At 73.3% G+C, this 12,523-nt stretch carries 9 protein-coding genes; 2 read left to right on the top strand and 7 right to left on the bottom strand.

Translation table 11 applies throughout. The annotated features are described in order from the left end of the window. Window positions 1-34 precede the first annotated feature (34 nt). Window positions 35-3,355 (bottom strand): ATP-dependent helicase, encoded by a 3,321-nt coding sequence (locus OG417_RS42355; protein ID WP_329241500.1) that lies wholly within the window; start codon window positions 3,353-3,355, stop codon window positions 35-37. Window positions 3,356-3,419: 64 nt separating this feature from the next. Next, window positions 3,420-6,569: an ATP-dependent helicase gene (locus OG417_RS42360; protein ID WP_329241504.1), complete on the bottom strand. Its 3,150-nt coding sequence runs from the start codon at window positions 6,567-6,569 to the stop codon at window positions 3,420-3,422. A 189-nt stretch (window positions 6,570-6,758) separates the two neighbouring features. Between OG417_RS42360 and OG417_RS42365 the strand changes: the two genes are divergently transcribed. Next, window positions 6,759-7,244: a VOC family protein gene (locus OG417_RS42365; RefSeq protein WP_329241507.1), complete on the top strand. Its 486-nt coding sequence runs from the start codon at window positions 6,759-6,761 to the stop codon at window positions 7,242-7,244. A gap of 4 nt (window positions 7,245-7,248) precedes the next feature. Here the strand turns inward: OG417_RS42365 and OG417_RS42370 are convergent, their stop codons facing one another. The 4 genes from OG417_RS42370 to moeZ form a co-directional block, all read right to left on the bottom strand. After that, a complete protein-coding gene (locus tag OG417_RS42370) occupies window positions 7,249-7,557 on the bottom strand; it encodes an MGMT family protein (protein WP_329241510.1) in 309 nt (102 codons plus the stop codon). Then, complete coding sequence (locus OG417_RS42375; RefSeq protein WP_329241514.1) at window positions 7,550-8,833, bottom strand: S8 family serine peptidase; 1,284 nt, start codon at window positions 8,831-8,833, stop codon at window positions 7,550-7,552. The genes OG417_RS42370 and OG417_RS42375 overlap by 8 nt, the downstream gene beginning before the upstream one ends. After that, window positions 8,821-9,654 carry a hypothetical protein gene (locus OG417_RS42380; protein WP_329241517.1) on the bottom strand — a complete coding sequence of 278 codons (834 nt, stop codon included), beginning with the start codon at window positions 9,652-9,654 and terminating at the stop codon, window positions 8,821-8,823. The genes OG417_RS42375 and OG417_RS42380 overlap by 13 nt, the downstream gene beginning before the upstream one ends. Before the next feature lie 197 nt (window positions 9,655-9,851). After that, a complete protein-coding gene (gene moeZ, locus OG417_RS42385) occupies window positions 9,852-11,030 on the bottom strand; it encodes an adenylyltransferase/sulfurtransferase MoeZ (protein WP_329241520.1) in 1,179 nt (392 codons plus the stop codon). Window positions 11,031-11,238: 208 nt separating this feature from the next. On the opposite strand from moeZ, the gene OG417_RS42390 reads away from it, so the two are divergent. Then, window positions 11,239-11,433 (top strand): CsbD family protein, encoded by a 195-nt coding sequence (locus tag OG417_RS42390; protein ID WP_329241522.1) that lies wholly within the window; start codon window positions 11,239-11,241, stop codon window positions 11,431-11,433. Window positions 11,434-11,555: 122 nt separating this feature from the next. Here the strand turns inward: OG417_RS42390 and OG417_RS42395 are convergent, their stop codons facing one another. Continuing rightward, complete coding sequence (locus OG417_RS42395) at window positions 11,556-12,473, bottom strand: alpha/beta fold hydrolase (RefSeq protein ID WP_329241525.1); 918 nt, start codon at window positions 12,471-12,473, stop codon at window positions 11,556-11,558. Between the last annotated feature and the right edge of the window lie 50 nt (window positions 12,474-12,523).

Below are 12,523 nucleotides of genomic sequence, written 5' to 3' on the forward strand. Positions count from 1 at the left end.
GGCCGAGGTCTTCGTCCTTCCGGCCGGCGCGGCGTCAGGCCGAGGGGATGCGGCCCAGCAGCTCGGTGAGGCCGTCCTCGTCCAGCAGGTCGGCGGGGCGTACGGTCACGTTCGCGGCGACGTAGTGGAACGCGGCGCTCACCCGCCCGACGGCGACCCCGGCGAGCCGTGCCCAGGCCAGCCGGTACGCCGCGAGCTGGACGCCGGCGACGCGCGCCTCCTCCCCGGAGGGCGGGCGGCCGGTCTTCCAGTCGACCACCTCGTAACCGCCGCCCTCGACACGGAACACCGCGTCCATCCGGCCGCGGATCAGCCGGTCGCCGATCAGGGTCTCGAACGGCACCTCGATGTCGTACGGCTCGCGGTCGGCCCAGGCGCTGGCCTCGAACGCCTCCTGCAGCGCCTCGAGCTGCCCGTCGGCCGCGGCGCCCTCGTCGGAGGCGCCGGGCAGGTCGTCCAGGTCGAGCAGCCGCTGCTGGCCCCAGCGCGACTCCAGCCAGCGGTGGAACGCGGTGCCGCGCCGGGCGTACGGGGCGGGCGGGCGTGGCAGCGGGCGGCGGATCTGGCGCGCCAGCGCGGCCGGGTCGCGGGCCAGCGTGACCAGTGACGAGACCGACAGGTGCGCGGGCAGGTCGACGGCCAGGCCGTCGTTGCCGCGGGCGCGGTCGCGCTCGGCGAGGAGCAGCTCGACGTCGCGCGCCCAGGCCGAGACGCGCCGCCGGTCGGGCTCGGCGAGGGGCGCGTAGGCGGTGGGGCGGGAGCGGCCCCGCATCGCGTCCTCGACCATGCGAGCGCCCTCGGCGATCGCGGCGTGGCGCTCGTCCGCGGGCGGCCCCTGCGGATCTTCCTGCCAGGGGTTCGGCGGGGCGACCGGCCAGGTGGCGGTCTCCTGCTCGGCGAGGAGGGGGTTCTCCTCGCCGATCGGCTCGTCGGCCCAGTAGCCGACCTGGCCCGCGCCGGCCTCGCAGGCCTCGCGGATCTCCTCCAGGAACGGCGAGGGCTGGAGCGAGCGGCTCCCCGTGCCCCAGCGGTAGCCGGTCGCGATGAGCAGGTGCTTGGCGCGGGTGACCGCGACGTAGGCCAGCCGGCGCTCTTCGCGCACGTCGCGTTCGGCGGTGGCGGTGTTGAAGGTCTCGATGTCGCCCTTGGTCAGGCCGGGCAGCGCGGGCAGGTCGATCCGGTCGCCGCGCAGGGGGTACGGGAGGGCGCGGGCGTTGGTGGTCCAGCGCGAGGAGCTCTGCGGCGTGGAGGGGAAGATCGAGCCCTTGCCGGGGGCGCCGTCCTTGGTCGGGTTCACGGCCAGGCCGGGGATGGCCACGACCTCCCATTCGAGGCCCTTGGCGGCGTGCACGGTCAGGAGCTTGACGCTGTTGGTCTCCCCGACCCGCCCGGCCTCCAGCCCGAACTCCTCCGACTCCGCGGCGCCGAGGTAGGCGAGGAACGCCCCCAGGGTGGGGTCCTCGGCGTCGCCCGCGAAGGACGCCGCCGCGTCGACGAACGCGTCGAGGTCGGCGCGGGCGGTCACCGGGTCCAGTCCCGTACGCGCGGCGACCTCGATGTCGAGCCCGAGGGTGCGCTCGACCTCGGTGACCAGGTCGGGCAGGGCCAGGCCGACGTGGCGGCGCAGCACCCGCAGCTCGTCGCGCAGCCGCTCCAGCCGCGCGAAGCCCTCCGCGCTGTACGCCTCGGCCGGGCCGAGGTCGTCGAGCGCGTCGACGAGGCTGCCGTTCTCGTCGTTCAGCTCCTCGACCACCTGCCGCAGCGGGTCGGCGGTCTCCCGCTCGGGCCGGACGCCGGCCTCGGGGTCGACGTCGCGGGAGGCCTCGCGCGCCAGCTCGCGGGCGCGGCGGCCGAGCGCGACGAGGTCGCGCGGGCCGAGGCGCCAGCGCGGCCCGGTGAGCAGCCGCGCCAGCGACGCGCCGGCGGACGGGTCGTGCACGACCTTGAGCGTGGCGACGACGTCCTGCACCTCGGGCACGGTGAGCAGGCCGCCGAGACCGACGACCTCGACCGGTATGCCGCGCGCCTCCAGCGCCGCCCTGATCAGGGGGAACTGCGAGCGTTTGCGGGCGAGGACGGCGATGTCGGACGGTTGCAGGCCGGCGCCGTGCCGCGTGACGTGGTCCCAGACCGCGCCGTCCGGGGCGATGTCGTGCGGCTGCCGCAGCAGGGCGGCCAGGCGTTCGGCCAGGCGCTCGGCCTCGTCCTCGACGGTGTCGAGCAGCGCGCACTCGATGCGGCCGCGCGCCTGCTGGGCCGCGCCCGGCCACAGGCGCGGCACGTCCTTGGCCTCCTCGCGCAGCTCCGTCTGGATGCGGGCGGCGGCGTCGAGGATGCGCTCACCGTTGCGGAAGCTGGTGGACAGCTGCCGCATCGGGGCGGGGCGGTCGCCCTCGGGGAAGTCGCGCACGAAGCCGAGGAGGTTGCCCGCGCTGGCGCCGCGCCAGCCGTAGATCGACTGGCAGGGGTCGCCGACGGCCGTCACCGGGTGGCCGCCGCCGAAGATCGACTTGAGCAGGACGAGCTGCGCGTGGCTGGTGTCCTGGTACTCGTCGAGCAGCACCACGCCGTAGCGGGAGCGTTCGATCACCCCGACCTCGCGATGGTCGCGGGCGATCCGCGCGGCGAGCGCGAGCTGGTCGCCGTGGTCGAGCACCTCGCGCTTGGCCTTGGCCCGCTGGTACGCCTCGACGAGCGGCAGGAGCTGCTCGCGCAGCGCCTGGGTGTCCATGATCCTGCCCTGGTGCGTCTTGGTCGGCTTCTTGACCTCGGCGAGGCGTTCGCGCAGCCACGCGCCGACCTCGCGGACGTCGCCGGGTGTGCGCAGGTGTTCCGACATCTCTCCGGCCAGCGCGATGACCGCCTTGGTGACGGTGTCGGGCGCCCACTCGACGTGGTCCATGGGCCCGTCGTAGGCGTCCACGACCCGGGCGGCGATCTGCCAGGCCACCGCGGGCGTGATGAGCCGCATGGTGGGCTCCAGCGCCGCCCGCAGCGCGTGGTCGCCGAACAGCCGCCCGGCGTACGCGTGGTACGTCGAGACGGTCGGCTCGCCGTCGAGGATCGCCGGGTCGAGGAGGTCTTCGTGCTCGCGGAGCTGCCCGAGCCGGCGGCGTACGCGCTCGGACAGCTCGGCGGCGGCCTTGCGGGTGAACGTGAGGCCGAGGACGCGTTCGGGCCGGATGAGCCCGTTGGCCACGAGCCAGACGACGCGCGCGGCCATCGTCTCGCTCTTGCCCGACCCGGCCCCGGCGATCACCGCCATCGGCGCGAGCGGCGCCTGGATGACCGCCGCCTGGTCGGGTGTCGGTTCCGGCACCCCGAGCCGCTGCGCCAGCTCCTGCGGAGTGATCACGTGAGCGAGCGTAGCGAGTGAACCGGAGACACAGCACCGTTGGTCACATGGCTGACGAAGGAGGTCATGTGACCTGGCCGCCGTTCTCGTGCGCCGGGCAGGAGCTCTGGACCGGGCACGTGCGGCAGTGGTCGTCGCGCTTGGCCTCGAAGACCGGGTTCGCCATGCCCTCGGCGACCCGGTCGACCAGTTTGCGCGGCCACTGGGGGTCCTCGTCCGCCGACGGCGGGCCCTGCGCCTGGACCCGGACCCGCGCGGTGTAGGCGCCCTTGCCGACCTGGATCAGCTCGGCGCCTCCCGGCTCGATCAGCCCCTTGTCGGTGAACGCGCCGAGCATCACGGCGAGCTGGTACACGCCGAGCTGCGGATGCCGGGCGAGGTCCTCCTCGCGTACGTGGGAGCTGGAGGTCTTGATGTCGACGATCCAGGCGCGGCCCTGGTCGTCGCGCTCGGCCCGGTCGACGCGCCCGCGGATCACCACGCGCCCCAGGTCGAGGGCGAAGGACTCCTCCACGGAGACGACGTCGCGGGCCTCGGGGCGGTTGTGCCAGGCCAGGAACTTGTTCACCATCTTCTCGGCCTGGGCCCGCTGCTTGTCGGAGTACCAGACGCTGCGGAAGTCCAGGTCGTCCCAGATGTCGTCGAGACGCTTGGCGATGTCGTCGTCCGTCGCGCTCTCGTCGGTGCCGACCAGCTCGGCGACGGCGTGGATCACCTTGCCCATCGTGGCGTACTCCCCCGCGCCGCCGTCCTCCGCGCCGACGCAGGCCGCCAGCAGCCAGCGCAGCCCGCACTTCTCGAACGTCTCCACCTGCGAGGGCGACAGGACCAGCTGCTCGTCCTCGGCGAAGGCCGGCCCGTCGTGCGACAGGGCGGTCAGGGCGTACCAGCTGCGCGGATCGGCGCCCTGGACGCCGGCACGGGCCAGCCGGGCCAGGTGCCCGGCGGCGGAGCGCCGCAGCTGGGGGTCGGTGCCGGGGTCGGTCACCGCCGCGCGCAGGTCGGCGACCAGGGCGCGCAGCGACAGCCACCGGGTGCGCTCGTCGAGCTGGGCGTGCTCGGCGGCGTCCGGCAGAAGCTCGCGCAGGAAGCGCGAGGGACGTTCTTCGGTGTCCTCGCCGCCGACCGCGGTGACGATGAGCCGGTGCCGGGCGCGGGTCACCGCGACGTAGAAGAGCCGGCGCTCTTCCTCCATGAGCTTGGCCGCCAGGGACGCCGCGCGTACCTCGTCGTCCTCCGGCGCGGCGGTCGCGGACTCGATCAGCTCCTCGCTGCCCAGCAGCGACCCGCGCAGCCGCAGGTCCGGCCAGACGCCCTCCTGCACGCCCGAGACGATGACGACGTCCCATTCGAGGCCCTTGGAGCGGTGCGCGGTGAGGATGCGCACGGCCTCGCCGTCGGGCGACCGCTCGGCCAGGCTGTCACCGGGGATCTCCTGCGAGGCCAGGTCGTCGAGGAACAGCTCCGGCCCGGCCTGCGGCAGCCGGTCGGTGAACCGCGCGGCCATGTCGAACATCGCGACGACCGCGTCGAGGTCGCGGTCGGCCGCGGCGCCCCTCGCCCCGCCCCCCACGCTCTGCTCGACGAGCCGGTCGGCGAGGCCGCTCTCCTGCCACACCGTCCACAGCACCGACTCGGCGTCGCCGCCGTGGCCGGCGACCTCACGGGCGAGCCGGATGAGCCGCGCGACGCGTTCGGCGGGCTCGCGCACCCTCGGGTGGATGAGGAGCAGCTCGCGCGGGTCGTTCAGCGCGCGTACGAGCAGCCGGTCGCCGGGATCACCGTCGCGCAGGGAGGCGAGGTCGCGCAGGGCGCGCCGGAGCCGCCGCAGGCCGAGGGCGTCCGCGCCGCCGAGCGGCCCGAGGACCAGCTCCTCGGCCGCCTCCTCATCCAGCGTCTCGGGCCGGAGCGCGCCGCGCAGCAGCACGATGAACGGGCGGGCCCCCGGCTCGTTGACCAGCGGCACCTCGTCACCGGCGACGATCACCGGCACGCCCGCCGCGGCCAGCGCGCGGCGCAGCGGCGGCACCTGGCGGACGGCCGAGCGCACCAGCACGGCCATCCGCGACCACGGCACGTTGTCGAGCAGGTGGGCGCGGCGCAGCTCGTCGGCGACGAGCGCGGCCTCCTGGCTGGCGCTGTCGGCCACCACCACGCGTACCGCCTGGGGGTCCTCTTCGTGCTGCTCGCCGGCCGGACGCAGGTCGCGGTGCTCGCTCGTCAGGGCGCCGATCGGCAGCCGCCCGGCGATGCGGCGGGACGCCTCGAGGATCGGCGGGCTCATCCGGCGGCAGGCGCGCAGCGAGACGACGGGCGCCTCGTCACCGGTGAGGGTGCGGAACCGCTGCGGGAACTCCAGGATCCCGGTCACGTCGGCGCCACGGAAACCGTAGATCGACTGGTCGGGGTCGCCGACGACGATGAGCTCGGCGCCGCCTCCGGCGAGCTGCCGCAGAAGGTGCTCCTGCGCCGGGTCGGTGTCCTGGTACTCGTCGACGAGGATGACGTCGTACGCCTCGCGCTCGCGCCGGCGTACGTCCTCCAGGGTCAGCAGCCCGGCGGCGGCGCGCACCAGCTCGGCGTAGTCGTAGGCCATGACCGGGTCGACGTCGAAACGCTCGTCGTAGCGGCGCAGGAACCGGCCCGCGGCGTACCAGTCGTCGCGGCCCCTGGCGCGCCCGAGCTTGACCAGCTCCTCGGGGCCGAGGCCGCGCTCGCCGGCGCGCAGGATGAAGTCGCGCAGCTCCTCGGCGAACCCGCGGGTCTTCAGCGTCTCGTGCAGCCGCCGCGGCCAGGCGCGCGCGCCGTCGGCGACCTCGCCCTGGAGCAGGCGGCGGACCTCCAGCAGGTGCTCGGGACCGGACAGCAGCCGCGGCGGCGCCTCGTCGGCGAGGACGGCCTCGCGGTTCAGCAGGGCGTACGCGTAGGAGTGGAAGGTCAGTGCCAGCGGCGTGCGCGTGGTGCGGCGCAGCCGTGCCGTGATGCGCTCGCGCACCTCGCCCGCCGCCTTGCGGCCGAAGGTCAGGACCAGCACCCGCTCGGGGTCCACGCCGCGGTGCTCGATGCGGTCGACCACGGTCTCCACGATCGTGGTGGTCTTGCCGGTGCCGGGCCCGGCCAGCACGAGCAGCGGCCCGCCGGCGTGCGCGACGACACGCCGCTGGTGCTCGTCGAGCACGGGCGGAGGCGCCTGCGCCGGTCCGGCGCGTCGCACGAGTCGGTAGGACGCTGGTGACACAACAATCGATTCCAGCAGATCATCGGGACTGCGCTGGCCAAGACGCACCCATGTCACGAATGTTGCGATTGATTCTTCATCGTTCGGGCGGGTGATCGCCCAGGTCCTTGCCCGGCAGGGCACCGATGATTTAGTTTTCAACTATCGACGGAAGTGAGGGGCGGCATGATCGATCCGGACGCCATCGCGGCGGAGCGGGCCCGGCTGCGGCAGGAGCACCTGCACGACGAGCGGCCGGCCAGCTCGGCGCGCGGCCTGCACCACGCGGCGCTGCTGTCCTCCGACGTCGAGCGGACCATCCGCTTCTACCAGGACCTCCTGGAGTTCCCGCTCACCGAGATCGTCGAGAACCGCGACTACCGCGGCTCGAACCACTTCTTCTTCGACATCGGCAACGGCAACCTGCTGGCCTTCTTCGACTTCCCCGGGCTGGACCTCGGCCCGTACGCCGAGGTGCTCGGCGGCCTGCACCACGTCGCCATCTCGGTCGACCCGCGGACCTGGGAACGCCTGCGGGGCAAGCTCGACGCGGCCGGCGTGCCGTACCAGACGGAGAGCGGAACCTCGATCTACCTGCGCGATCCCGACGGGGCGCGGCTGGAGCTCCTCGCCGACCCGCTCGGCGAGATGTACGGCACCACGGTCCTGTAGCGCCTCACGTGCCGTCCCAGCGAGCGCGGCGCATGTCGACGCGTTCACCGCGCAGCGGGGTGCCCTCGGCCACGTAGCGGGGGCGGGCCTCGCGGGTGTGACTCGGCGGCAGTGAGCCGTCGGCGCGGATCACCCGCCACCACGGCACGGCGCCTCCCCACAGCGCCATCACGCGGCCGACCTGGCGGGGGCCGCCCTCCCCGAGGTACTCGGCGATGTCGCCGTAGGCCATGACACGGCCCGGCGGGATCCGCTCGACGAGGTCGAGCACCCGCTCGGCGAACTCCGTCGGCTCATGGGACCTCTCACTCACCTTGTCCGGCCTCCGCGTCGGCGTTCCCGCGGCCCCGTATCCGCAGGATGAGCATGGTCGTGGTGATCAGCGCGCCGGCGAGGCCGAACAGGGCCGCGACCCCGATCCAGCCGCCCAGGAAGATCAGGCCGGGCGGATGGCGCTCGACCTGCACCGGGTCGACCGGGGCGCTGTCGAACCGGCCGGGGCGGCCGGCCGCGACGTCGTGGTAACCGCTCAGCTTGCCCGCCGCGGCGAGGGCGGCGTTCGCGTTCACCTCGCCGAACCCGACCAGCTCGTCCCATCCGCCCGACGGACGGTGGCTCGCGCTCGTGCTGATCGCCTGGGCCACGAGGGCGGGCGCCATGTCCGGGTACTTCGCCCGGATCAGAGCGGCCACGCCGGAGACGATCGCGCCGGCCTGGCTGGTGCCCTCGCCGACCCAGTAGCTGTCGCCCGGCCCGGCGCCGACCACTCCCGTGCCGGGCGCCGCGACGAGCACGCTCGCGTTGCGGTCGGAGAACCCGGCCGGGGTGCCGTGGCGGTCGACCGCGGCGACGCCGATGACCCCGGGGAACGCCGCCGGGTAGGACAGCCGGACGATCCCGTTGCGGTCCACCTTCTTGGGGCTCTTGGAGTCGCCGTCGTTGCCCGCCGAGGCGACCACGACGACGCCCTTGGCGATCGCGTGCGCCACCGCGGACCGCTCCGGCTCCGACGCGTTCGGACCGCCGAGCGACATGTTGATCACGTCGGCGCCGTGGTCGGCCGCGTAGCGGATCGCCTTGGCCAGCGACGCCCGGTATTCGGGCCGGTCACGGAAGGTTTTGTAGCCGGGCTCGTCGGGGTCGGCGATCGTGCGCACGGACAGGACGTGGGACTCGGGCGCGATCCCGATCATCCCGTCGCCGGAACCGTGCCCGTGCCCGGCGATCAGGGAGGACATCCAGGTGCCGTGGAGCCGGCCGGGGTGCGGCGCGACGGAGTGGATGAGGTCGGGACCGGTGGTGACCGCTCCGGCCAGGTCGGGGTGCGAACCGTCTACGCCGGTGTCGAGCACGGCGACGGTCACGCCCTTGCCCCGGGTGACCTTCCAGGCCTTCCCGGCGGAGACCGCGTCGAGCACCCACTGCTCACGGTCGCGGATGTCGTCGGCGTGCGCTGTCGTCGGGCCGCAGAGCGCGGGACCGGCCGCCATGGCGAGAGCCAGGGCGAGCGCGGACACCCGCCCCGGCGCCTTCCGGGGAGCCCCATGCCGTGCCGTACGGGCCCCCGGGCGGCCTCTCAGCACTTCCACTCGCGCTTCTGCGAGCAGTCGGGCTGGGCGCGCTGCGCGAGCGCGTCGACGATGTTGCCGCCGATCTCGGGCACGAGCAGGAACGCGGTGGTGTGCTTCTTGCGCACGGCCGCGCCCGGCCGCCCGTCGGTCTGCCCGGCGACGGTGAGCACGACGTACGGCCCGGCCTGGCCCGCGGCGGCGTACTGCCGGGCCGCGTCGTCGAACCGGGAGGCGATGGTCTCGGGGAACGGCAGGGCACGGAGGGCGTCGCCGGGATCGGTCGGGTCGGGCGGCGCCAGGGCGTCCTTGGCGGCCAGCGCGGCGCGCTCGTCGTTGACGGCGGCGACACCGACGGTGAGGACGATGCCCTGAAGCTGGTCGACGTAGGTCGCCCGCAGCAGGGCGCGGCAGCCGTAGCGCTTCAGGACCGCGGCGGACCGGGCGCCGATGCCGCTGTCACATCCGGTGCCGGACGCGATCCCGACGCGCCGGGCCTGCTCCACGCCGCCCTGTTCGGAGGTGTACGGGACGGTGTCGGGGAAGATGCGCTCGGCCGGCCAGGTACGCCAGCGGTCACGCACCTCCTCGGTGGCCGCCTGGTACATCTCGCCCGCGGTCGGCTTGCGGTGGAACTCCCAGTACACGCGCCCGGTGGCGAGGCCGCCCACGGCCAGGTAGCCGACCGCGGTGACGATCGCCACGACGAGCCACAGCCTGCGCCGCGCGTGCCACGGGGTGGGTTCGGGAGGCGGCTCCGGGAACTCCGCGTGAGGCCCGCGCCACGACCCGGACGAACCCGAGCCGGAGACGGGCCAGCCAGGCCCGGAGCTTTGCGCCATATCCACTTAGGTTACTTGGCCTCCCTGAAGACCCGGTCCGTGACGGCCGGCGTGATCCGGTGCCGTACGAGCGGCGAAGACCGGTCCCCGGCAGGTCGTCCGCGTGAGAGAAAGAGCGCGTGGTCCGGCTTCGGCAGGGAACACGCCGGCCGCGCCGGGGGATCGCACTCCCCGGGCGCGGCCGGCGTGAAGCAGGGTCAGTACGAGGGCAGGGACGGGTCGATCTGGTTCACCCAGGCCAGCACGCCGCCGCCGAGGTGGACCGCGTCGGAGAACCCGGCGTTCTTGACGATCGCCAGGGCCTCGGCGCTGCGCGCGCCCGACTTGCAGTGCAGGACGACCTTCTTGTCGTGCGGGAGGCGCTCCAGCGCCGCGCCGGACAGGAACTCGCCCTTGGGGATCAGCGTCGCGCCCGGGATGTTGACGATCTCGTACTCGTTCGGCTCGCGCACGTCGACGAGGAAGATGTCGTCCGACTCGAGCATGTCCTTGAGCTCGGTGGCCGAGATCGTGGAGTCCTTGGCGGCGTCGGCGGCCTCGTCGGAGATCGCGCCGCAGAACGCCTCGTAGTCCTCGAGCAGCTCGGTGATCGTGGGGTTCTTTCCGCAGAGCGGGCACTCGGGGTCCTTGCGGACCTTGACGCTGCGGTAGGTCATCTCCAGGGCGTCGTAGATCATCAGGCGGCCGACGAGCGGCTCGCCGATGCCGGTGAGCACCTTGATGGCCTCGTTGACCTGGATGGAGCCGATCGAGGCGCACAGCACGCCCAGCACACCGCCCTCGGCGCAGGAGGGCACCATGCCCGGCGGCGGCGGCTCGGGGTACAGGCAGCGGTAGCACGGGCCGTGCTCGGCCCAGAAGACCGACGCCTGGCCGTCGAAGCGGTAGATCGAGCCCCAGATGTACGGCTTGCCGAGCAGCACCGCGGCGTCGTTGACCATGTAGCGCGTCGCGAAGTTGTCGGTGCCGTCCACGATCAGGTCGTAGCCGGAGAAGATGTCCATGACGTTGTCGTTGGACAGCGGCTCGTTGTGGACGATCACCTTGACGAGCGGGTTGACCTCCTTGATGGAGGCCGCGGCCGACTCGGCCTTGGGGCGGCCCACGTCGGACTGCCCATGGATGATCTGGCGCTGCAGATTCGACTCGTCGACGACGTCGAAGTCGATGACGCCGAGGGTGCCCACGCCGGCGGCGGCGAGGTACAGCAGCGCGGGCGAGCCGAGGCCTCCGGCACCGACGCACAGCACCTTGGCGTTCTTCAGGCGCTTCTGCCCGGCCATCCCGACGTCCGGGATGATCAGGTGGCGCGAGTAGCGCCGGACCTCATCGACGGTGAGCTCGTCCGCGGGCTCGACCAGGGGTGGCAACGACACGGTGTCTCCTGTGCGTGCTCGGGATTGTCCGAACGGACACTGGTGTGCTCCATCAGTGTCCTATCCAGGCGACAACTCTCCCATACGGTCAGTCATTCCCGGTGAGCGGCCTCGGCAGGTATCGCCATCGGTCGCGGCCATGATCGGCATAGATCGCTAAATAGCGGGCACATCGCAGCCGTACGACCTGAGCGAGGAGATGCCAGAGATGAGTCTCATAGACAAGGTCAAGAACAGGCTGCAGATGGCCAAGGGCCACAGCAAGCAGGAGACCGGCCGGATGACCCGCGACCGGGACATGGAGGCGCGTGGGCGCTCTGACCGCGCCCAGGGCGGGGCCAAGCAGGTCGGCGAGCACCTCAAGGACATGGGCAGGGACATCCGCAAGACGTTCCGGAAGTGACGCGCCGGACTCCAGGACCGGCCCTCGGCCACGGACCGAACCCGACCTTACGGACGGGCCGTGGCCAGGGCCGGTCACCACGCCCCTCGAACCGAGGGTCCGCCTGGAGGTGGAGCGGCGCCCTAACCCGCGGCGGAGGTCTCGTCCTCGGGCAGGGCGATGTCCTCGAGCATCGCGCGGAACTCCCGGGCCACGATCTCCGGGCGTTCCATCTGCGCGACGTGGCCCACGTCGGGCAGCAGGAGGACGCGGGCGTGCCGGAAGACCCGGCCCGCGCGTGCCGCCATCCGCGGGTCCACCAGGCGGTCGCGGCGGCCGTAGATGAGCAGCGTCGGCGCGGTCACCCGCGCGGCGTACCGCCACAGTGAGCGGCGCACGTACGCGTTGACGATGCCCCGCGAGGACGCGATGAGCGCTTCGGCGTTGTGCGTGAGCCCGTCGCGGCGCCGGACGTCCTCCACGAGCTCCATCAGCCGGTCCGGGTGCACGCCCGTCGGGTCGGCGAAGCACATGTCGAGCGTGCCCTGCACCCGCTGCTCGGGCGACAGCAGGGCGAACCGGCGGACCGCCCACGGGCCGAAGCCCGGCATCGTGGCGGCCAGGATGCGCGCCGGGCCGTACCGCGGGCGCAGGTCGGGCAGCGCCGGTGAGATCAGTGTGAGGGTCTTCACCAGGTCGGGGCGGGTGCCGGCGAGGCGCGTGGAGATCGCGCCGCCGAGGGAGTTGCCGAACAGGTGCACGGGGCCGCGGGCGCGCTTCTCGATCAGGCGCACGACGGCTTGCGTGTGCGCGTCGATGGAGTAGTCGCGGTCCGGCGGCGGGGGTGAGTAGCCGAAGCCGGGCAGATCGATCGCCTCGCAGGCCAGCTCGTCGGAGAGCAGGCCCATCAGGTCGGTCCAGTTGGAGGCCGAACCCGCGAGTCCGTGCACGAAGACCGCCGGCTCGGCGTCGGCGGCGTGCGCGGGCGCCGTCCGGGTGAAGACCTCGAGGTCACCGAGCGAGACGAGTTCGCCAGGCCAGGCCGGAATCGGAGCGCTCATATGAATGAAAACAATACGCGGGCCGATTCTGTGCCCTCGCCCGCCTTGAC

It is taken from the genome of Actinoallomurus sp. NBC_01490, assembly GCF_036227085.1.
GTDB classification, from domain to species: domain Bacteria; phylum Actinomycetota; class Actinomycetes; order Streptosporangiales; family Streptosporangiaceae; genus Actinoallomurus; species Actinoallomurus oryzae.

Excerpts from the sequence above, each read along its gene's own strand:
- OG417_RS42390 (WP_329241522.1), top strand. The coding sequence starts at position 11,239 with ATGAGTCTCATAGACAAGGTCAAGAACAGGCTGCAGATGGCCAAGGGC.
- OG417_RS42380 (WP_329241517.1), bottom strand. The coding sequence starts at position 9,654 with ATGGCGCAAAGCTCCGGGCCTGGCTGGCCCGTCTCCGGCTCGGGTTCG.
- OG417_RS42365 (WP_329241507.1), top strand. The coding sequence starts at position 6,759 with ATGATCGATCCGGACGCCATCGCGGCGGAGCGGGCCCGGCTGCGGCAG.
- OG417_RS42395 (WP_329241525.1), bottom strand. The coding sequence starts at position 12,473 with ATGAGCGCTCCGATTCCGGCCTGGCCTGGCGAACTCGTCTCGCTCGGT.